This window comes from Wolbachia endosymbiont of Phyllotreta cruciferae, from assembly GCF_918697765.1.
Taxonomy (GTDB): Bacteria; Pseudomonadota; Alphaproteobacteria; order Rickettsiales; family Anaplasmataceae; genus Wolbachia; species Wolbachia pipientis.
Genome location: NZ_OU953855.1, coordinates 1,268,800 through 1,289,617, shown reverse-complemented (window position 1 = coordinate 1,289,617; position 20,818 = coordinate 1,268,800). Strand labels below are relative to the sequence as shown.

Annotated in this window: 18 protein-coding genes and 4 pseudogenes; 19 read left to right on the top strand and 3 right to left on the bottom strand. The window is 34.0% G+C overall.

Annotation, left to right across the window (positions count from 1 at the left end; all coding sequences use genetic code 11):
* Positions 1 to 69 precede the first annotated feature (69 nt).
* Positions 70 to 1,215, top strand: a complete 1,146-nt coding sequence (locus tag NL281_RS05925; RefSeq protein ID WP_253303153.1) for an MFS transporter — start codon at positions 70 to 72, stop codon at positions 1,213 to 1,215.
* A 17-nt stretch (positions 1,216 to 1,232) separates the two neighbouring features.
* On the opposite strand, the gene NL281_RS05920 is transcribed toward NL281_RS05925, so the two are convergent.
* Both NL281_RS05920 and NL281_RS05915 read right to left on the bottom strand, forming a co-directional pair.
* Positions 1,233 to 2,489, bottom strand: a complete 1,257-nt coding sequence (locus NL281_RS05920) for a UDP-glucose dehydrogenase family protein (RefSeq protein ID WP_253303737.1) — start codon at positions 2,487 to 2,489, stop codon at positions 1,233 to 1,235.
* Positions 2,490 to 2,587: 98 nt separating this feature from the next.
* Positions 2,588 to 3,487 carry a DMT family transporter gene (locus tag NL281_RS05915; protein ID WP_214303431.1) on the bottom strand — a complete coding sequence of 300 codons (900 nt, stop codon included), beginning with the start codon at positions 3,485 to 3,487 and terminating at the stop codon, positions 2,588 to 2,590.
* A 972-nt stretch (positions 3,488 to 4,459) separates the two neighbouring features.
* On the opposite strand from NL281_RS05915, the pseudogene ltrA reads away from it, so the two are divergent.
* The 11 genes and pseudogenes from ltrA (at position 4,460) to NL281_RS05860 (ending at position 13,638) form a co-directional block, all read left to right on the top strand.
* Positions 4,460 to 5,557 (top strand): annotated as a pseudogene (ltrA, locus tag NL281_RS09265) (group II intron reverse transcriptase/maturase).
* A 106-nt stretch (positions 5,558 to 5,663) separates the two neighbouring features.
* Positions 5,664 to 6,794 (top strand): annotated as a pseudogene (locus NL281_RS05900) (IS4 family transposase); the annotation flags it as partial.
* 201 nt (positions 6,795 to 6,995) lie between these two features.
* A complete protein-coding gene (locus NL281_RS08485) occupies positions 6,996 to 7,124 on the top strand; it encodes a hypothetical protein (RefSeq protein ID WP_256469364.1) in 129 nt (42 codons plus the stop codon).
* Positions 7,124 to 9,100: an ankyrin repeat domain-containing protein gene (locus NL281_RS05895; protein ID WP_253303152.1), complete on the top strand. Its 1,977-nt coding sequence runs from the start codon at positions 7,124 to 7,126 to the stop codon at positions 9,098 to 9,100. Before NL281_RS08485 ends, NL281_RS05895 begins: the two co-directional genes overlap by 1 nt.
* Positions 9,101 to 9,289: 189 nt before the next feature.
* Positions 9,290 to 9,491 (top strand): annotated as a pseudogene (locus tag NL281_RS05890) (IS256 family transposase); the annotation flags it as partial.
* Positions 9,492 to 10,018: 527 nt separating this feature from the next.
* Complete coding sequence (locus tag NL281_RS05885) at positions 10,019 to 11,188, top strand: IS4 family transposase (RefSeq protein ID WP_253302993.1); 1,170 nt, start codon at positions 10,019 to 10,021, stop codon at positions 11,186 to 11,188.
* On the top strand, positions 11,160 to 11,651 hold the full coding sequence (locus NL281_RS05880) for an ankyrin repeat domain-containing protein (RefSeq protein ID WP_253303151.1): 492 nt from the start codon (positions 11,160 to 11,162) through the stop codon (positions 11,649 to 11,651). The genes NL281_RS05885 and NL281_RS05880 overlap by 29 nt, the downstream gene beginning before the upstream one ends.
* 60 nt (positions 11,652 to 11,711) lie before the next feature.
* Positions 11,712 to 11,861: a hypothetical protein gene (locus tag NL281_RS05875; protein ID WP_253303150.1), complete on the top strand. Its 150-nt coding sequence runs from the start codon at positions 11,712 to 11,714 to the stop codon at positions 11,859 to 11,861.
* A gap of 229 nt (positions 11,862 to 12,090) precedes the next feature.
* Positions 12,091 to 12,378: a hypothetical protein gene (locus tag NL281_RS05870; protein WP_253303149.1), complete on the top strand. Its 288-nt coding sequence runs from the start codon at positions 12,091 to 12,093 to the stop codon at positions 12,376 to 12,378.
* Between the two features lie 25 nt (positions 12,379 to 12,403).
* The gene (locus NL281_RS05865) at positions 12,404 to 12,793 is read left to right on the top strand and encodes an IS4/Tn5 family transposase DNA-binding protein (protein ID WP_253303148.1); all 390 of its coding nucleotides are present in this window, start codon (positions 12,404 to 12,406) and stop codon (positions 12,791 to 12,793) included.
* A gap of 116 nt (positions 12,794 to 12,909) precedes the next feature.
* The gene (locus tag NL281_RS05860; protein WP_253303147.1) at positions 12,910 to 13,638 is read left to right on the top strand and encodes a hypothetical protein; all 729 of its coding nucleotides are present in this window, start codon (positions 12,910 to 12,912) and stop codon (positions 13,636 to 13,638) included.
* Here NL281_RS05860 and NL281_RS05855 read toward each other — a convergent pair.
* On the bottom strand, positions 13,627 to 14,538 hold the full coding sequence (locus NL281_RS05855) for an Rpn family recombination-promoting nuclease/putative transposase (protein ID WP_253303146.1): 912 nt from the start codon (positions 14,536 to 14,538) through the stop codon (positions 13,627 to 13,629). The two genes, NL281_RS05860 and NL281_RS05855, sit on opposite strands and share 12 nt — an antisense overlap.
* Before the next feature lie 569 nt (positions 14,539 to 15,107).
* Between NL281_RS05855 and NL281_RS09260 the strand changes: the two are divergent.
* The 7 genes and pseudogenes from NL281_RS09260 to NL281_RS05825 all read left to right on the top strand — a co-directional run.
* Positions 15,108 to 15,765 (top strand): annotated as a pseudogene (locus NL281_RS09260) (IS3 family transposase); the annotation flags it as partial.
* A gap of 165 nt (positions 15,766 to 15,930) precedes the next feature.
* Positions 15,931 to 16,059 carry a hypothetical protein gene (locus NL281_RS08480; RefSeq protein ID WP_256469363.1) on the top strand — a complete coding sequence of 43 codons (129 nt, stop codon included), beginning with the start codon at positions 15,931 to 15,933 and terminating at the stop codon, positions 16,057 to 16,059.
* 3 nt (positions 16,060 to 16,062) lie between these two features.
* Positions 16,063 to 16,227 carry a DDE-type integrase/transposase/recombinase gene (locus NL281_RS08835; protein ID WP_264705614.1) on the top strand — a complete coding sequence of 55 codons (165 nt, stop codon included), beginning with the start codon at positions 16,063 to 16,065 and terminating at the stop codon, positions 16,225 to 16,227.
* The gene (locus NL281_RS08830) at positions 16,217 to 16,381 is read left to right on the top strand and encodes an IS3 family transposase (RefSeq protein WP_370273926.1); all 165 of its coding nucleotides are present in this window, start codon (positions 16,217 to 16,219) and stop codon (positions 16,379 to 16,381) included. Before NL281_RS08835 ends, NL281_RS08830 begins: the two co-directional genes overlap by 11 nt.
* Before the next feature lie 1,212 nt (positions 16,382 to 17,593).
* Positions 17,594 to 18,358, top strand: a complete 765-nt coding sequence (gene coxB, locus NL281_RS05835; RefSeq protein WP_010962498.1) for a cytochrome c oxidase subunit II — start codon at positions 17,594 to 17,596, stop codon at positions 18,356 to 18,358.
* Between the two features lie 15 nt (positions 18,359 to 18,373).
* On the top strand, positions 18,374 to 19,924 hold the full coding sequence (gene ctaD / locus NL281_RS05830; protein ID WP_253303143.1) for a cytochrome c oxidase subunit I: 1,551 nt from the start codon (positions 18,374 to 18,376) through the stop codon (positions 19,922 to 19,924).
* A gap of 1 nt (position 19,925) precedes the next feature.
* Positions 19,926 to 20,813 carry a heme o synthase gene (locus NL281_RS05825; RefSeq protein WP_064124674.1) on the top strand — a complete coding sequence of 296 codons (888 nt, stop codon included), beginning with the start codon at positions 19,926 to 19,928 and terminating at the stop codon, positions 20,811 to 20,813.
* Positions 20,814 to 20,818: the final 5 nt, after the last annotated feature.

Below are 20,818 nucleotides of genomic sequence, written 5' to 3'. Positions count from 1 at the left end.
GCATAGAGCTATTTGGGAATAGGTGTGAACTTTGTCTTCTTTCAATATTTACTATTCTTCTGTGGATATATGCTGCTTTATTTATCAAGACAAAGTATACCAATTGCTCTACCACTGTTAATAGATACTGACCATGTAAAATTAAGCTATTTTTTTGCCTGCTTTTCTTTTTTTTATGGAGTATCAAAATTTGTTAATGGAATAATCATGGACTCCAAAAATAATCCACTATTTATGTTTGGGCTATGCAATATTGCAACTGGATTATTAACCATTGGTATAACTTTATCATATAATAATCTAACTTTATTACTGTTAACATTAATATTATTAGCTTGGACACAAGGGTTAGGTTGGCCAGCTATTACCAAGTTTATGGTTACAAACTCTAGCATCTCTTCAATTGCATCATCATGGGGAGTTATGAGCGCATCTCAGCAACTTGGTTCTTGTATTACTTTAATTGTATTACCAAGTATAATTAAAATATATGATGCAAAAAGTGCATTTTTGTACTCTGGTTTCTTATGCTTACTTTTTGGAATTTATATAATATTAAAGGCATATTACAAAGAAAGTGCCAACTTTACTACCTATTATAAGGTGCAGAAATCTCAAATAGGTATCAAGGTAACAAGTTCCATATGGTTTCTATGTTGTGCTACTTTTTGTGCTTATATTATAAAAATGGGAATCTTCTTTTGGTTTCCTATAATTTTAAAGAATAAATTACAAATTTCTCTTGTACAATCCTCACTAATAACAGGCATATATGATTTAGGTGGAATCCTTGGAACTTTAATCACAGGAAGAATTAGTGATATGTACTTCTTTCAAAATAGAAGCTTGCTGGCATCACTTTATATGTTGGGTATAGCACTCACTTTTATTGCAATGAACTTTGGTCAAAACATAATTCTTATGAACCTTGGTGCAATCTTATCAGGATTCTTTATATTTGGAGTGCAAGTACTGACAGGTGTTATAGCTGTAGAAATTGCTCCACAAAATAATGTATGTGCAATTGTAAGCTTAACAGGATTATTTGGGTATATTGCAAGTTCAATATTTTCATGCGTGCTCTTAGGAGTACTTGTTAAGCACTGTGGTAACAGTATTATGTTTTCATTTTTTTCCATTTGCTCTGTTGTTGCACTCGTTTGCTTTTCCATACTATCAAGCAAAGATCTAAAAAAACTAAGTAAAGCGGTGTAAAAAAAATTTCTCAACAGTTAAACTTTGTAGATAGATTTTTTACCCAAGGAATAAACATGGTAACCATATCTTAGTAATAGCTCGCTATCTAATAAATTACGGAAATCAAAAACATTAGGTGCAGCCATAATACTCTTTAAACTTGCAAAATCTTGATTTTTAAATTCTTTCCACTCCGTTAACAATAACAAGGCTTCCGCGTCCCTTGCAGCCCCTATAGCATTGTCCGCGTATTCTATATCCTTTAGAACTTGCCTAGCATTATCCATCCCCATTGGGTCATATGCAGTAATTTTAGCCTTGTTATTCACTAACAATTGTGCAATATCTATAGCTGGGCTATTTCTTACATCATCAGTACCAGACTTAAAAGTTAGCCCCCATATTGCTATTTTTTTATTTTGGACTCCATTTAATACATATTCTACCTTTTTAGCAATGTTTGTTATATGATTATAGTTAGATTCCTTAACTGAATTTAAAATTTGTAGCTTGACATTGTGATCTTCAGCAAGCCTTATTAAAGCTGACAAATCTTTAGGAAAACATGATCCTCCAAATCCTGGACCAGCTTTGAGAAATTCCTTACCTATTCTATGGTCCATTCCCATACTGTTAGCTAAAAGGTCAATGTCTGCTCCTAATAGCTCACATAAACCTGCCATCTCATTGATAAAAGCAACCTTTGTTGCTAGAAAAGCATTAGAAGCATATTTAATCATTTCAGCAGTAACTGTATCAGTGACTATTAACGGAATATTCTTATCTATAAATGATCTATATATAACTTCTAGTTTTGCTCTAGCTAGCTTAGTTTTTACTCCTATTATTATCCTATCTGGGTATAAAAAATCTGATACTGCAGAGCCTTGCTTGAGAAACTCTGGATTAACCCCCAAATCAAAGTTATAGCCCTTATTAGATAAATAATTATATATATTTTCTGCAGTACCAGGAGGAACAGTTGACTTTATCACTATTAAGCAATCTTGATTAACTCTCTCAGAAACTTCACTTACTGCATTATATACATTCTGTAAATTTGCATTTCCTAGGGAGTCTGATGGAGTATCTACAGTTATAAATACTACTTCTGTATTGGGATTTATTTGAAAATACGAATCGAAAAATCTTATCCTTTGTGACTTTATATTATTCTCTAAATAATCTGCTAATCCAGGTTCATATAGAGGAATTTTCCCTGATTTCAAAAGTTCAATCTTCTCAGTATTTATGTCAATGCAATCAACTTTATGGCCCTGCTCCGATAACATTGTACCAGATACTAAGCCTACATACCCTACTCCTATAATAGTTATGTGCATTTTATTATCACCTTAAAAATATAGCTTAGCATCTAAAATAAATACCATTAACAATTATAAACTTTTGTTGTTACATTATTTTTCTTAATTGCCTTACCTTCCGAATAAGCTATAAATAAGGTTGATGGTATTAATATCAAAGTACCATATAAAGCACTTTTATCAGGTAATTCATTAAATATAACGTATGTTACTATTGCAGAAATTATTAGCTCTATGTATCTATACGGTGCAAGTGCAGTAGCATCAGTAAGAGCAAAAGCTTTTAACATGAAGAACAGAATTAGGTTTGAACTTATTCCTAAAATCAGCAGTAATACTAACTCCAACAAGGAAGGCATATGCCAATAAAATAACAAAGGTGGAGTAGAAAAAATAGTTGTCGTTAGAGCTGAATAAAATAACATACTTATTACTGACTCTTTTATTACAAGTTTCTTATTAAGTATATCTAATATAGCAAAGATCAATGCAGATACAATAAAAATAAGAATTTTAGGATTAAAATCTTCACTATGAGCTTTGGTAGTAATAGCAATACCAACAAAGCCAATAACAGTTACTATCCATCTTTGCCAAATTATATTTTCGTTTAGCAAAGGGATTGCAAGAAGTATAACAAATAATGGTATAGAAAAACTTATAATCGTTGCAGTTACTATGGGGAAAACAGTCAACCCGTAAGTCCATAAGGTCATTCCACAAAACAACAACCCACCCCTGGTTATTTGAGTAGATATTTGACTTGTTTTAAAAGTTTCTATTCCATAGTAAAACATAAAAGGTACAAGGGTAATAGTGGTAAACAGAAAGCGGAAAAAAATTATTTCAAAACTCTGAAGATGTAAACTTAGATATTTTGATATAGTATCATTAGCTACACTACTAAGTAAGCTAAGTATAAACCAGATAACCCCAAACAAATAAGCTCTCAATCTGTAATCCATAAAGCTTCTGATTTAATAGATACGATGTACTCATATAATTTTACTACAAAACTAATAATATAAAAGTTTTCTGATGTACGTCCCCAGAATGTGATCGTAAGGGTTCATTCAATGGCGTCAACTTAAGGAAAAATATCAGCGATAGTGTATAAAATTTCTCTCTAAATTTTTTATCATTAAATTATCCAAAGAGTGCAATAAACAGCACTTTTGTTTCTGTTTTATTTCAATAAAGAAGTCTAAAATGTGTCCTTTTTAGGTGAAACATGCGTGCGCCAAGCAAAGTGCGTAAAGTCCAGTTGGTGAAAATCCAACCCAGGCAAAGCCTAGCCAGCAGGCTGGAACAAACCACTATGCTGCGTAAGGTAACGAGCGTAGTAAAGCTAGTGGAATGGACAACACAGGGTACAACGAAAGTGAAGGTATTGAGTCCCGAAATTCTCGATGTCATAGAGGTCGACACGTTGCATATAGTGGAAGACAGCAAGAAGGGTAACAATAGGGCAAGTTATCACTCACTCTATCGGGATCTGAGGCCGTATCACGTGTTGAGATGGAGTTTACGTAAACTTGGGAGATCCTTTGTATTCCTATTAAGGTACGTTGGAACAAGTCAACAAAGGCGAGTACTGACGGAAGATATAAAGGAAGTCGGACTGATTGATAGTACTCAGAGTGTGGGAAAGCCACATACAAGGGGAAGCGGTCAGCAATATAGTGACTGGTTTAGGAATTGCTATGCCAATACAACGGAGGTTGGAATAACGTGCAAAGAAAACTAAATCAGATAGCAGTAAGAGCCAGGCAAGATAAACGATTGAAATTTAATCGTTAATTCATCTGATAAACGCAGAGAATCTTGCTGAATGTTATAAAGAGCTAAAGCATAACAAAGCATGCGGTATAGATCAGGTGACAGTAGAAGCTTATGGAGAAAATCTTGAAGAGAAGCTCAACACTCTGGTGGATAGTATGAAAAGAAAGCGATATCAACCGCAACCAGTGAAAAGAGTATATATACCAAAAGCTGGAAGCAAAGAGAAACGCGGGCTTGGAGTACCGTCTACAGAAGATAAGTTAGTCCAGATAATGCTGAAGAAGATATTAGAAAATATTTATGAAGCTAACTTTCTGGATAACTCATATGGTTTTCGTCCTGGTAGAAGCTGTCATCAAGCGGTAAATGCACTAAATAAAGCAGTTATGTACAGACCAACTAACTATGTAGTAGAAGTTGATATCAAGAAATTCTTTGATAATGTCCAGCACAAATGGCTAATGAGATGCTTGAGAGAACGGATAACAGACCCAAACATACTGTGGTTAGTAAAACGATTTCTTAAGGCAGGAGTAGTCGAAGCAGGACATTATGAAGCAACTGAACTAGGCACACCTCAGGGGGGAATAGTAAGTCCTATACTAGCTAATATATAGTTGCATTATGTGCTGGATTTGTGGTTTGAAAAGAAATTCAAGCTAAGATCTAAAGGTTATATGGAGCTAGTTAGGTATGCAGACGATCACCTGATTTGCTGCGAAAGAGAAAAAGATGCTAGAGAACTCTTAGAGTCACTGAAACAAAGGCTAGGAAAATTTGGACTGGAAATATCTGAAGACAAAACAAGAATAGTAAAGTTTGGCAAAAAGGAGTGGCAACAAGGAATAAGGGAGAAACGAAAAACGGAAAGTTTCAACTTTCTAGGATTCACCCATTATGGTACAAGGAGTCGTAAAGGTAGAGTAATGGTAGGTCATAAAACCTCGAAAGAAAATCTATCTAGAAAACTTAAAGAAATCAAAGAATGGGTGAAAAAGATTCGAAATAAAGTTCACCTTAAAGATTGGTGGTCAATACTTAAAGCAAAACTAACAGGACACTATAACTACTTCGGAGTTAGCGGAAATTACCGGTGGTTGAATAAATTCTTCTGGCGGGTAATCAAGCTAGCGTATAAATGGATAAACCGACGTAGTCAGAAGAAGAGTATGAATTCAAAGCAATTTATACACTATCTACAAGTTAATCCATTACCAAAACCAAGAATATGCTACTCATTATATACAAAATAGGAAATGCTGTGAATACTACATTGTGGAGCCGTGTGCGGGAAAGCTGCAAGCACGGTTCTGGTGGGGGAGTCATAGCGATAAAACTTAATCAGGAGGATTTAAAACTATGACTTCTACCAAACAAAAAGGAAAAAATTTTATTCTACAAATTAAAAATATAATATACTCGAAAGCTTTTCAGAGAATCCATTGTGTTGAGTTTTACACGAACAAGAAAACTTCCTTTTTCGGCAGTATTTTCTATGATTTTAAAGTTAGTTAAAAAAAGTTTGGGAATAGAATGTGAACTTATGGAGCCATTGACATGTACCCTCAAAGCAAGCTTTTTCTAAAGCAAGATATAAGATTTGTCATACAGGTTTTAAAGAATTTAAGCATCCAAACAGCCTATCAAGATGAGCCTGAGTTGGAGAGGCTATAGGCTTATTGCAGCAGATGGTTCTGGTATTCGATTACCGAGCTCTGAGGAAATTGTATCCGAGTTTGAACCAAATGGAACAACAGGTATAATGCCACCATTAGCAAGGGTTTCTTTGTTTGTTGATTTATGTACTTCGCTGATTTGCAGTGCTCGCCTTGCGGCTTGGAATGTGGGTGAGCAAACGTTAGCAGAAGAACAATTACCTGAAGTCGTTACTCAAATGCGTTCATTAAATCAAGATAGATTATTATTTATCTACGACCGTCTTCAGTAAAATTCATTCAGCAGCATTATGATTTGGAAGTAGATTTTATTTTTCGCTTGCAAAAAAGAAATTATAGCAAGCTATGGGAACGAATTGCATCTGGAGAATTAGATTTCGATTTTATATTAGAAAATGAAAAGCTAAAAAATAAAATGAAAGGACAGAAAGTAAGAGTAATAGTGCTGACATTAGCCAACGGAGAAACAGAGGTATTGATTACTTCACTTTTTGACCGAGTAAAATTTACTTTGGAAGATATCAGCAAAGCTTATGTGTTAAGGTGGCATATAGAGGAGTGCTATAAACGACTCAAAATAGGTGCAGAATTAGAGAATTTTTCTGGCGTAAATTTAGAGGCTGTATTACAAGAATTTTGGGCAAACTTAGTCATGTGTAATATATTGTCGCTTCATATGTGTAATGCACAAGGGCCTTGGAATCCAGATCAAATTGCTGAGTATCGTTTAAATTTTTCGGTTTTATTTGGTGTAATGAGGCAGAAACTCTATCAGGTACTTATTGCGCCAAAAAACTTTCAAGCCCTTTTTGATCTTACTATTACCCACAAATATAAATGTTTGTTGCATAGCTCTTAATGGCATAACTTTTGCTTGAAATAACTGTTTATATGGTGCAATTTACAGCTTTTAGTTGCTAAAATTATAACTCTTAGTTTAATAATTTTAATCTAATAAGCTTTCAGGTTAATAAAATTAAATTATTTGAGTAAATACAATACTATGTTTTTATTTGTGGGTAATAGTAAGCTTTTTGATAGAGCAAGTATACGCGCTAAAGTTAAAATCCGACCGGGACGATTGTATAGCCGCGATAAGGTAGATAAGCCCAAACGCCATCATGTCTTTAGGAGAGTTTGCTAATGAAAGTTCTTAAGTTGACGCCATTGGCTGAACTTCTTCTTGGCCGTGGTACTATGATTGATGCTGAAGACTGTTTTGGTATGGCTCCTCTACACTATGCTGCTTACCACAATAGAAAAAATATGGTTAGCTTTCTTATAAAACAAGATGCCAAAATTGAGGCCGTGGATAAAGAAGCTAAAACACCTTTACATTATGCTGCTGGGAAAGGTCATTTAGATGTAGCTGAACTTCTTCTTGACCGTGGTGCTATAATTGATGCTGAAGACCGTTTTGGTATGGCTCCTCTACACTATGCTGCTTGCTACAATAGAGAGGATGTGGTTAGCTTTCTTATAAGCCGAGATGCTAAAGTTGAGGCCATGGATGAAGAAGATAAAACACCTTTACATTATGCTGCTGGGGAAGGTCATTTAGATGCAGCTAAACTTCTTCTTGACCATGATTCTATAATTAATGCTAAAGACCGTTTGGGTATAGCTCCTCTACACTATGCTGCTTACTACAATAGAGAGGGTATGGTTAGCTTTCTTATAAGCCAAGGTGCTAAAGTTGAGGCCATGGATGAAAAAGCTAGAACACCTTTACATTATGCTGCTAGGGAAGGTCATTTAGATGTAACTAAACTTCTTCTTGAATGTGATGCTATAATTGATGCTAAGGACTGTTATGATCGGGATCCTTTATATTATGCTGATTCGTATAATAAATTAGATGTAGTTAGACTGCTTGAAGGTAGGAATGGTGTGAACACTTGTAACCCTCTTACTAATTTTTTAAGTGCATGTATCCATTCCCCTATTGCTCGTTATTTCGGAAGTGTTTGCGTAGAAGGAGCGCCAATTTTATACAGAAGGCAACGTGCCTCTGCGATTGATCACAATGCTTTGGAAGGTAGTTTGCGACTCTTCAGTATCTGTAAAGGAGGAAGAGAAGGTATAGATAAAACACGTTTCAATAAAGAGATTAGTTATCTACATGAAAATGCTTATTTGTATGATGTTTTACTGTTACAAGATGAGGAAAATCAAAACACACTTTTGCATGTGGTTATTAAAGAAAATCAGGTTGATCTTGTAAAAGAACTTTTGTGTATTCTTAAGGAGCCATATCGTTCGAATAAGGTGTATGAGTGCAAGTATTTTGAAGGTAAGCAAGAAAATGAAAAGCCGCTTTCTAAAGTTATTAATTCTAAGGATAGAGATGGAAAAGATGCAATTACTCTGGCTATTGAAGGTAATGACCCAGAATGTATTTCGGCTCTTTTCAAGTATTTAACTTATGAAAATATTAACAGAAGGAAAGATGTTAAAAGCGATTACACACCTCTACATGAAGCTGTGCGTTCTAGAAGTAGTAACGCAATTAGTGCGCTTCTAAAATCAGAGCATGTAAACGTTGAGCTCATAGATGGAAGATCTTATAGAGCATGGAAATATGTTAATAATGAAGAAACAAAACAATTGTTTATTAGGTACTATAGTGATAAAATTGATGATTTGCGTAAAGAATTAGCACATTGCAATAAAAAATTAGCGCAAGTTGAGTATTTCCTGTGCAGAACAAAACTTGCTTTTGTATGCTCTGCAGCTTTTGGCTCTTGTCTTAATATGTATAAAAATTTTCATGATGCAGGAAGTGGAGATATGCCAGGTGTTACCATTCGTCCTCTCTTGTTGTTATTTCCTAGTGCTACAGGTCTAATAGTGTTTTGTAATCATTTTATCGATTTAATACTTTCAAAGTATAAAGAAGAAAGTGTTAGCTTGCAAAAAAAATTGGACAGTTTTAGAGAAGCAAGAGATAAGTTGGAAAATAAATTACTTCATTTTCAAGAAGGTACATCTCAGGGTATTAGAACGAATTCAATTCCTACGCAACTATCTGATTATGATGACGTACCTGGAACATTAGAATCACCTACCTCTATAAAGAGCTTTGAAAGCTCAGCAAAGGTATGTTCAGAACCTGTCTAAGGGATTAAGTAGCTAATTTAGTAAGCATAGAAATCATGTTAAAGAAGATATTGGTTTTTGAAGTAAGAGGAAAAAGCTCATAATCTTTGCTCATATGTCTAAATTGGAGAGCCAAGCAAAAGTTTGTTCCACAATAGAGATGTTCAAAAAAGTGTGTCAAATCAAAAAGAAAGTAATAAATTGATATAAAAAGGTGAAATAGAAAACCACTTATTGGCTGAAAGTGAAGAAAATAATAGAAAAAATGGGAGAAATGCAAAGGCTTTACGTACAAGTGCAGATTTATTTGAACTTTTAACACCAAGAGATAGAGAAGGAACCCCAAATAGTCAAAAAAAGGCAAACAAACTTACATCCAGGGCTTGAAACGAAGATTTTAAGCACATTTGCAATACCAATCGATTTCCAAAAAAATCTTCTCATGCTAGCTGGTTTTTATTGCTGAAAGTGGTTGTATTATTTAGGTTCTTAGTAATATTTAATATTAAATTAATAGTAATTCATTAAAAATTTTCATCAAAAATTATTTCAGAAAAATTTTAAATTAGGGGTTGACAAGTTTTAAAAGTGGAGTACTATTCCTGAAATACATTAGATTACTAATTTTTTATGGTATGTAAGTGTGTGATGGCTAAGGTAATTTTACTTTTGTGAGCGGGCTATGTTATGTGAGGGCATTCCAGAATTCTTGTTTGAGGGAAGATGGTCCTTTCTGTGTTGCTTGAGGAAAGAAAAAAGCTCAGGGTAAGAGTGGCTTGTTATAGTGTGATTGCTTAGTTAAGTTAGGTAAGTTTTTATAAATGTGGAGGGACAAATGACTTTAAACAATGATGATTTATTAGTTAGTGCTGCAGGAGTAGGACGCATAAGTGTTGAAAGTAACACAAAAAAGACATAAAGAACTATTATTGCAAGAAAATGGAGGCAATAATGGATCAAATAGAAAGAGTACTAAATTTAATAAAAGATGAGGATTTAGAAAGGCTAGGAAAATTAAGTGAAGTAGATAAATGTAATACTAAATTGTTGGGCAAGATTATATTTAAAGGTCTAATGAAGTTAATATTAATGGGGCAAAAAACAAGCCTAAGAGCGCTAGAAATGGTAATAAACAGGTGTATAATGGATAAGAATAGCGATAAAAGTACAGTAACATACAGTGGTTTGTCAAAAAGGTTAAAAGTTATAAATCCAGAATATTTTAAGGGAGTATATATTGATTTGATGAGCAAGATTAAAAAGCTATTACCCCAAAAAACATTAAATAACTTACATAAGTTTGATTCGACGATCATAAATTTATCGGGATATCTCATAAAAGATGGGCTAAAAATAGGCGGTAAAAGTAACGACAGTCAAGTTAAAGTGAGTGTAGGATTAAAGGATCAATTGCCGACAAGTATAAGATTTTGTAAAGGACAAGAAGAAAGTAGTGAAGATATAGCATTAGTGAGAGCAATTAATGAAGCTAAAGTTGAAAAAGAGGATATTTTATTATTTGATAGAGGAATCAGAAAAGTTGGAACTTTTGCCGAATTTGATGAAAAGGAGTACAAATTTATCACAAGAGTTAAAGTAGGAAGAAAACATGATGTTATAAGCAGGAACAAAGTTATAAGAGAACAAAAATCGGATGGATCAGAGATTTTAGAAGATATAATAGTTAATCTTTATCGTGCACGAGGTAAAGTGGCAGAAAAGCATGATCTACGGCTAATAAAAATCAGAAATAAAATTGGAGATGAAATATGGTTTTTGACAAACTTGTTTGAAATGCCAGCTTATGAAGTAACAGAGCTATATAGGCGCAGATGGGATATAGAAGTGTTCTTTAAATTTATAAAGCAAAATCTTGGATATAAGCACTTTTTAAGCCATACTATGAATGGCATGAAGGTGTATATTTACATGATTATTATTACGGCTTTGTTATTTCTTGTTTATAAAATCAAAAATAATCTACATGGGTTCAAAATAGCATTACTGCAATTCACATTGGATCTAAATGACTCTTTTATACGTTCGATTGTTTTACTGTCGGGAGGTAATTTACATGCCGTTGATCATCTCATATCACGTTATTTTTGATACTTTCAACACTTATGGAGTAGGACGCCTTAGTGACGTTAGAGAACTTCTTGAGAAAGGGGCTAATATTGAAGCTAGAGATAGTGATGGTTACACATCTTTGCATAGGGCTGCTGAAGGAGGTCATTTAGAGATAATTAGATTTCTTATAGATAAGGGGGCCAACATTGGAGCTAAAAATAAGGATGGTAAAAACCCTTTAGATGTAGCAAATGACCTTGGTAAAACAGAAGTAGTAAACTTTTTAGGACCAAAGCAAAGTGAGTATGATAGACTTTTATTTGCTGCTGTAGAAAGTGGGAATGTTAGTGAAGTTACAAATCTTCTCAATATTGGAGCTAGTATTGAAGTTAAAGGTGTAGAAAATGCGGAGTTTAGGTTAGCCCGTTATGTAAAAAGAATTATGGAGATGAGTAATTACCATAATGTTCATTCGGAAAAAAATCTGAGCTTGAAAGGATAAAAGGAGAATTACCAGAGTCAGTAAAGAATGCAGTATTTTCATCGGAGGTATGTATTAAAAGTGTTTACTATAGTAATGAGTATTTATATCCTGCTAGTGATTATCTTAGCCATGATAGGGATAGAAGGAGAGTATTTACTTGGAGGCCAGGGGGCAAAGATAGTTCATGTCAATGGAAATTTGAACCTGAAGGTAACAACATATATATAAAAAGCACTTATTTTAATGAGTATTTATATCCTGCTGGTAATGGTCTTAGCCATGATAGGGATAGAAGGAGAGTATTTACTTGGAGGCCAGGGGGCAAAGATAGTTCATGTCAATGGAAATTTGAACCTGAAGGTAACAACATATATATAAAAAGCACTTATTTTAATGAGTATTTATATCCTGCTAGTGATTATCTTAGCCATGATAGGGATAGAAGGAGAGTATTTACTTGGAGGCCAGGGGCAAAGATAGTCCATGTCAATGGAAAATTGAGGATTGTGGATCTACTCGCAAGAAGCGTGATGTACAATATAGTATTACAAAAGAAGCTAAGTATGATCTATCTTATGATAATGCATCAGACAATTCATCGCAAAGTGACGAAATAGGCTATAACAAAATAGGAGCTACAAGCGGAGCAAGTAAGCCGTCTTCATGGATAGATGCTGTTAAAGGTGTTTTTCAGTTTATCTCTTCCCCTTTAAGGCTTACTTTTACCCACAAATGTAAAAAGTGAGTAAGCTAAATAATTTAGGATCAAAATGATAGAAACAAGTACAAGCGTGCAATATACAGATGGCTTAGGGGATAAATGGCTGGAAAGAGAGTTAAAACACATTAATTTGGGAGATAAAAGGCTTAATAAAAGGCTTATAAAAACAAGTTATTGCATAGAGGGTAAGGCATCTGGTTCAATTAATCAAAGCTGTAGTGGGTGGAAAGAAGCTAAGGGTGCATATAGATTATTTAGCAATGAAAAGCTTGAAGATAAGGAAATTTATTCTTCCCATTATAAAGAAACTAAGGAAAGAATAAAAGGAAACCAGTTGGTCTTTTCAGTTCAAGATACAAGTTATTTGGATTTTGACTCTCATATAAAGACCTTACTATTACCCACAAATAAAAACATAGTATTGTATTTACTCAAATAATTTAATTTTATTAACCTGAAAGCTTATTAGATTAAAATTATTAAACTAAGAGTTATAATTTTAGCAACTAAAAGCTGTAAATTGCACCATATAAACAGTTATTTCAAGCAAAAGTTATGCCATTAAGAGCTATGCAACAAACATTTATATTTGTGGGTAATAGTAAGCCTTTAAGGGCTGCGTTGCCTTCATTTTCAGAAAATAGCTCTAGCCGTTCTGGTACAGCAGGAAGTAGCTCCAATCATTCTGATACAGTAAGAAACCCAAATATCCAATATACTAGCCAATTTAGTCGTGAAGTTTGTGCGAGTAATAATGCTAGCTTGATGTTTTTCTTGTTACAAGCTTTTCTAGATAAAAAGTGTCCTCTTCCTAAGTTTTCTGATGTTAATCCTGTAAAGGCTCTTTTTTACACATCGGATATTATAAAGTCGTTCAAGGAAGTATTAGAGAAGCAAGCTGAATCGAAAGGTGGTATAAAAATGCACCGCTTAGATATTAATTTTGAGAAATTATTTGAGAAGATTAATGAAAAAATTAGGAGTGGTGAATTTAATGAAATTTCAGGGATTTTAAAATCATACGCAGAGGAAGCATTGCCTGGTAGAGAACCCGGAGATCCCGGTAGATTAAGTCCGAAAAAGTTTGATAAGTTTATGGCTGAATTTAATAGAAGAATAGACCCAGTAATAAATCAATTAATGCAACAAATGTTAAGCAGATTAGAAGTGAGTGACGTAAAAGAACAACAAATAAGCTTGGAGCCTAAAAGTTATCTAAATAATACTTCTGTTCAATGTCATTTAACTCAAGCTAGAGGTCAAGGTAAAGTATTAATTCCTTAATTTTTGAATTTCATCTATCGAAAGGCCGGTAATTTGAGCGATAACATCAATAGAGACACCGGCCTTAAGTGAGTTCTTTGCCACTTCGATTTTCTCTGCTTTTCTGCCTTTTTCATGTCCGATTTGGATGCCTTCTTCTCTACCTTCTTCTCTACCTTTTGCAGTAGCATCATCAAGTTTTTGAGCGAGGACAGCCTGTTCATCAAGAATACGTTTTATTTCCTGTTCATAGGCAATAAATTCTTTTTCTGACCAGTTGAATCTATTTAGCTCTTCATAGGCCTTTTTAATTATTACATCACTACCTATTATTTTTTCCAGCTCTTCTTCACTAGTCTCATCTGCATATCGAAAAAAATAAACCCATTTTTCAACTATATTTTCCAACTGATCTTCCTTATTCTTTGGAAATTTTGGCAACTCAATAAATATAAAATAGAAATCTTTTAGATCATGCTCATTAGTGTCTTCATCTCGAATAGTATGCTTTGATTTGTACTCAGATTTATTAGGAAACAGTACACAATCTGCTATAGCAATGAAGATAATTTCCTTAAGGTTATGATACTGGTCACCTTTATCAGCTTGCCTTGAGTAAGCTTTAGCAGCATAGTATTGGGCACGTTTTTCAAAGCCTTTAGTTTTAGCGACCTGCATCTCGCAAATGTATTGAGCACCTGTAGAATCTCTACAGAGAACATCAACAATACTTTGCTTTTTAGCGGCGATATCGGGGTCTTGAATAGTACTTAAAAACTCTATATCCTTTATTTCATTTTTACCAGTAAAGCCAAGAATATCATTGAGGAAGTGAATAAGGATATCTCTATTTTTTTCAGTACCGAAGATACGCTTAAACGATACATCATTTTTGGGATCAAGAAACTTAGAAAAAGTCATAAGAAAGAACCTTAAAAAGCATTAATAATTATACACAATTCTGAAGAAATGTTCAAGTTTTTTATTTTTTTAAGTTTTGAATGCGTTGATGAAAAAAATGTCTCCCATAGATGGCTTTAGAATGCTACTACGCACCTTAGACGTCTTTTGTACATCTTTTATCAACCCTTCTATAAAGCGCCTTAAAAGGCCGGCAAATGGATGCTATGAGTTTGGAGCTGTAGGAGACATCAAAGATACCCTTTTTGGTGTATAAAAATACGAATCTACGACAACATCGTTTAAAGAAATTAGCAGCTATTAATATCTTCTACCTTTTCATAAAAAAATAAACAAAAAAAAATTGAAAATTTGATTTGACTTCACCCAAAAGCTATGGCTTTATGCCAATACTGCTAAGAAAATAACAGTAAACATTTAAAAATAATTTATTATTAGTGAAGGGTATATTATATGAACAATAAGAATAAAAGTAAAGATCGTAAAAAAGAAATAGTGACCTTACCCAGAAAAAGTGGAGAGAAAGAAAAGAGTTTTTTTGGGTAAAATAAAATTTTGGAGGATTAGAAATGGTAAGAGAATATACAGCAGAATTCAAATTGGAAGCTGTTAAGCTGGCAAATGAACAAAGAAAGGTAGGTCAACCAGTTGCAAAAGTAGCAAGAGATCTAGGAATAAGGGATAGTGTATTAGGAAAATGGATGAAGAAATATAACGAAAAAAGTCAGCGGCAAATGCATTTCCAGATGTAGCACCTTATGACAAAGAGAGATTTGATTTACAGAAAGAGTTAGCAAAAGTAACAAGAGAAAGAGACATTTTAAAAAAACCCTGGCCAGTCAAAAAGAGTAAAATATTTTTTCATAAAAGAGCATAGTAAACACTATAAAGTGCAGGAATTATGTAGGGTTTTCTGCTAGTGGCTACTATAAGTGGACTACAAGGAAAATAAGCAGTAGAGAATCAGCAAATAAAGAGTTATTAGCAGATATTCAAAAAATATATCAAGCTTCTAAATGTAGATATGGAGCTCCTAAAATTCATGCTGAATTAAAGGCTTTGGGTAAAAGTTGCAACTTAAAAACAGTGCAAAGTATTATGCAGAAAAATGACATCAGGGCTATACTGAAAAGAAAGTTTAAAATTAAAAAACAACAAACAGATAATAGAGCTGTAGCTCCCAATATACTAGATCAAAACTTTATTGTTGATCAACCAAATAAAGTACTTACTATTACCCACAAATAAAAACATAGTATTGTATTTACTCAAATAATTTAATTTTATTAACCTGAAAGCTTATTAGATTAAAATTATTAAACTAAGAGTTATAATTTTAGCAACTAAAAGCTGTAAATTGCACCATATAAACAGTTATTTCAAGCAAAAGTTATGCCATTAAGAGCTATGCAACAAACATTTATATTTGTGGGTAATAGTAAGAATAAAGTATGGGATTACTTACATCAAAACCAAGGAGGGATGGCTATATTTGGCAGCAATAATTCTCACGTATGGTAGTTAATGAGTAGTGCAATAAATAAACAATTGGTTATGAACTCTTTATTAATGGCCGTTAACAAGCGTAAACCTGCCAAAAATCTACTATTACATAGTGATCAAGGTTCACAATATACTTCGCAAGGTTATCAATATCTCTTATCCATAAAAAACATAGATGAGTCATAAAGGTTGTTGTTACGACAATTCTGTTGTGGAAAGCTTCTTCAGTTCTCTAAAAATGGAGTTACCAATAGACACCTCTCGGCACTCTAAACAGCATATCAAAACTGCTATATTTGAATATATAGAAATTTTTTATAACAAACAACGTCACTATTAACTATTGCATTCCTGAGCATTTTGATTCATCATTCTCTTTGTGAAAAACATTCCAAACTTTCTCTCCACTTTTTCTGGGTAAGGTCAAAAAAAACGCCGATATTTTAGTACATAGTAAATAGCCAACCACCACGGGGCTTCTTTTGCCTTTTTTTTTATTTGGTAGATTTCTTAATGTTTATGGCTAAACGACAATCGTCATCCCGCTACTTGTTAGCGGGATCTAGAGATACCGCGAATGAATCGCGGTATGACGGTTTGTGGCGGCATGACGATAAGGTTTATACCTTGTCATCCCAGTGCTTGACACCTTACTATTACCCACAAATAAAAACATAGTATTGTATTTACTCAAATAATTTAATTTTATTAACCTGAAAGCTTATTAGATTAAAATTATTAAACTAAGAGTTATAATTTTAGCAACTAAAAGCTGTAAATTGCACCATATAAACAGTTATTTCAAGCAAAAGTTATGCCATTAAGAGCTATGCAACAAACATTTATATTTGTGGGTAATAGTAAGGCTTGACACTGGGATGACAGCTAGCCTGACAATCGTCATCCCGCTACGTGTTAGCGGGATCTATGCTTTGAGATACTGCGAATGAATCGCGGTATGACGGTTAAGTAAGGGATCTATGCTAAGAGATGCCAAAGACCTTCATGAAACTTTGCCCATTTGGCTTCTCTAAAGATTTCGTTTACAGAATCTAGTAACTCAGCTATGCAGAATGAAAAAAGTTTGTATGGTATATAAATAGTGTGTTTTTTTTGTAATTATTTTCTATAATACGCAAACCTTTGGTTCAGTAAATGCTACCATAGGCATTAAAAGTTAATTAACAAACTGCAATGTATAATGAAATAAAGACACTTGCAAGATTTTGATCTTGCAAATCATAAACTTATCATAAAGTTTAATAGTGTCTGTTACTGCTTTTAGGTGTGAGGCTAGAGGGTTATTAGCAGTAACAGACACTATTAAACTTATTATAGAATTTACTTAAAGTAAATACTTAATTTAAAATATTATAATATTTTTACTTACAATAGATTTATGTAAATGCTTTTTTCCTCAATTAGTATTGTACTATTATACTTGTTGAATGCTAAAAAATTATTAACCATCACTAATCTCTATTTGCATAGTAAGTTTATATATACTATTATACAGTATATCACTTAGTTTTATAGCAAACAAACAAAAGATATGGTGAAGTTATTTGCACTATTGATAATATTTTACTCAAATATATCTGTTGCCTCTGCTCCTACTTCCTGGCAATTTGGATTTCCTGCTCCTGCAACTGAAGTAATGGAGGCTGTAGTTAGGTCACATTCGTTTGTGATGCTTGTGATGGTTACAATAATGCTTTTTGTGTGGGCGCTGCTTGCTTATATAGCGTTTCGCTTTCGTAAAAGCAAAGTAACAAACATAAGTAAAACTACCCATAGTGTTCCTTTAGAAATTATTTGGTTTGTTATACCAACTATCATTGTTGGAATATTAGCCTTTGAAAACGCTAAATTACTGAAGCTACAGGAAGAAATACCGAAAGCTGACATAACACTAAAAGTTATTGGCCATCAATGGTATTGGAGCTACCAATATCCAGAATATCAAGGTGTGTCATTTGATAGTTATATTAAGGGAAAAGAAGACTTTATCGAAGGAGATTTAAAGCTATTCTCTGTTGATAACAACATCATTTTACCCGTTAATACTAACGTTCGTTTACAAGTTACAGCAGGAGATGTGATACACAGTTGGGGAGTACCGGCTTTCGGTGTAAAAATTGATGCGATACCAGGTAGGCTGAATGAGGCGTGGTTTAATATCAAAAAGCCTGGTGTTTATTATGGGCAGTGCTACGAATTGTGTGGTCAAGGCCATGGATTTATGCCAATTGTTGTTGAAGCAGTAAGCAAAGAAGATTTTAATAAGTGGATTGAAAATAGAAAATTAGTGAGTTAAATTTGGAGTATAGATATGAGTGACGTACCAAAGGGCATAAAGCGTTGGTTGTTTTCCACTAATCATAAAGACATAGGGACACTGTACATTATTTTTTCCATATTAGCTGGAATTATTGGTGGATTATTATCGGTGATTATTCGCACTCAGCTAATGCACATTAATATACTTAACAATAATTATCAATTATATAACGTAATGGTTACAGGGCATGCGTTGATAATGGTGTTTTTTATGATAATGCCAGCCTTAATGGGAGGATTTGGTAATTGGTTTGTACCTCTCATGATTGGCGCACCAGATATGGCATTTCCTCGTATGAATAATTTAAGTTTTTGGTTATTAGTGTCATCTTTTATTTTGCTCATTCTCTCAGTGTTTATTGGTGAAGGTCCAGGTACAGGTTGGACTTTATATCCACCTTTATCACAGGTAATGTCCCATCCAAGTGCAGGAGTTGACCTTGCTATACTTGCACTTCATGTTGCTGGTATGTCGTCAATTGTTGGGGCGATCAACTTTATAGTTACTATATTTAACATGCGCGCAAAAGGCATGTCATTAACTAAGATGCCACTGTTTGTTTGGTCTGTCTTGCTAACAGCATTTATGTTGATTGTTGCTTTACCAGTGCTTGCCGGTGCTATAACTATGCTTCTTACTGATCGCAATATTGGCACTTCCTTTTTTGATCCTGCCGGTGGTGGCGATCCTGTGTTATTTCAACATCTATTTTGGTTTTTTGGTCATCCAGAAGTTTACGTAATTATTTTTCCTGCATTTGGCATCATAAGTCAGGTTGTATCAACTTTTTCTCACAGACCTGTATTTGGTTACATAGGGATGGTTTATGCAATGATAGGTATAGCAGTATTTGGCTTTATGGTTTGGGCTCATCATATGTTCACTGTTGGGCTTAGTGCTGACGCTGCTGCATTTTTTAGCACTACCACAATTTTTATCGGTGTTATAACTGGTGTAAAAGTCTTTAGCTGGATTGCAACTATGTGGGGTGGAGCAATTGAGTTTAAGACCCCTATGCTATTTGCACTAGGTTTTATTTTTATGTTTGTTGGCGGTGGCATAACGGGAATAATTCTTTCTCATGGTGGAATAGATAAGCTCCTGCACGACACCTATTATGTTGTTGCTCACTTCCATTATGTCATGTCACTTGCTGCATTATTTGGAGCTTTTGCTGGCTTTTATTATTGGATTGGTAAAATGTCGGGTAAACAATATAATGAGCGCTTAGGTCAAATCCACTTTTGGCTTACTTTTATTAGCACCAATATCACTTTTTTACCTCAACATTTCTTAGGATTAGCTGGTATGCCAAGGCGTATACCTGATTATCCTGATGCGTTTATCCCTTGGAATTATATATCCTCAATTGGTTCGTATATGTCCTTTGTTTCAGTTATGTTTTTTGTGTTTATAGTTATACATCTCTTTAAATGGGGCAAGAAAGCTGGAGATAATCCTTGGGAAGGTGACACCTTGGAATGGACGGTATCTTCACCACCGCCTTTTCATACTTTCGAAAAACCACCAGTGGTAAAATAGAATGTACACAAGTGTTTTGCTAAATGTTGAATCAACAATACTGGATTTTTGGCGTTTGCTGAAGCCAAGGATAATGTATCTTGTGGTATTTACTGCAGTTGCTGGTATGGTTACTGCACCAGGTAGTATGCACCCTTTTCTAGCACTAATATCTCTTATATGTGTTGCTCTTGGCTCAGGATCTGCAGGTGCTATAAATATGTGGTATGACAAAGACATAGATCTGCTCATGGAAAGGACAAAAAACCGCCCTATACCTTCAGGTAGAGTTTCTGCAGAAAGCGCGCTTGAATTTGGTATAACTCTTGGAATATTGTCAGTATTTATCATGGCAATAGCAGTAAATTATATTTCTGCTGCTTTGCTTGCAGTTAGCATATTATTTTACGTTTTCGTATATACAATTTGGCTAAAAAGGCGTACTCCGCAGAATATCGTTATCGGTGGTGCAGCAGGTGCTTTTCCTCCAATGATTGGCTGGGCAGCTGTAACTAATTCTGTCAGTTGGGAAAGTTTCATTTTATTTTTAGTAATTTTTATGTGGACTCCGCCACACTTTTGGGCCCTATCTTTAAATAAGTCTGAAGACTATGCAAAGGCATCGATTCCAATGTTCAATATTGTTTATGGTCCGGAAAAAACAAGAAAATATATATTAATTTATAGTGTCTTGCTGGTGCTAACTAGCTTGCTTCCAGCTCTATTCTTGAAAAAGGCTTTACTTTATCTAAGCATGGCAATTTTTGCAGGTTGCATCTTTATTTGGTACGCTATATCAATTCTCAGATTCAAGAACCACAACTCACAGAAACAAATGTTTTCTTACTCAATTTCTTATCTATTTTCCCTATTTGCCAGTATTATTTTTTGTTCTATTGATTTATTTTAGTTATG

Bases quoted from the DNA above. Each gene is read 5' to 3' on its own strand.
- NL281_RS05895 (WP_253303152.1), top strand. From the start codon at position 7,124: ATGAAAGTTCTTAAGTTGACGCCATTGGCTGAACTTCTTCTTGGCCGT.
- NL281_RS08835 (WP_264705614.1), top strand. From the start codon at position 16,063: ATGAGTAGTGCAATAAATAAACAATTGGTTATGAACTCTTTATTAATG.
- NL281_RS05920 (WP_253303737.1), bottom strand. From the start codon at position 2,489: ATGTTATCGGAGCAGGGCCATAAAGTTGATTGCATTGACATAAATACT.
- NL281_RS08480 (WP_256469363.1), top strand. From the start codon at position 15,931: ATGCCATTAAGAGCTATGCAACAAACATTTATATTTGTGGGTAATAGT.
- NL281_RS05860 (WP_253303147.1), top strand. From the start codon at position 12,910: ATGCCATTAAGAGCTATGCAACAAACATTTATATTTGTGGGTAATAGT.
- NL281_RS05885 (WP_253302993.1), top strand. From the start codon at position 10,019: ATGGAGGCAATAATGGATCAAATAGAAAGAGTACTAAATTTAATAAAA.
- NL281_RS08830 (WP_370273926.1), top strand. From the start codon at position 16,217: ATGAGTCATAAAGGTTGTTGTTACGACAATTCTGTTGTGGAAAGCTTC.
- NL281_RS05825 (WP_064124674.1), top strand. From the start codon at position 19,926: ATGTACACAAGTGTTTTGCTAAATGTTGAATCAACAATACTGGATTTT.
- NL281_RS05865 (WP_253303148.1), top strand. From the start codon at position 12,404: ATGATAGAAACAAGTACAAGCGTGCAATATACAGATGGCTTAGGGGAT.
- NL281_RS05855 (WP_253303146.1), bottom strand. From the start codon at position 14,538: ATGACTTTTTCTAAGTTTCTTGATCCCAAAAATGATGTATCGTTTAAG.
- NL281_RS05915 (WP_214303431.1), bottom strand. From the start codon at position 3,487: ATGGATTACAGATTGAGAGCTTATTTGTTTGGGGTTATCTGGTTTATA.
- ctaD (WP_253303143.1), top strand. From the start codon at position 18,374: ATGAGTGACGTACCAAAGGGCATAAAGCGTTGGTTGTTTTCCACTAAT.
- coxB (WP_010962498.1), top strand. From the start codon at position 17,594: ATGGTGAAGTTATTTGCACTATTGATAATATTTTACTCAAATATATCT.
- NL281_RS05925 (WP_253303153.1), top strand. From the start codon at position 70: ATGCTGCTTTATTTATCAAGACAAAGTATACCAATTGCTCTACCACTG.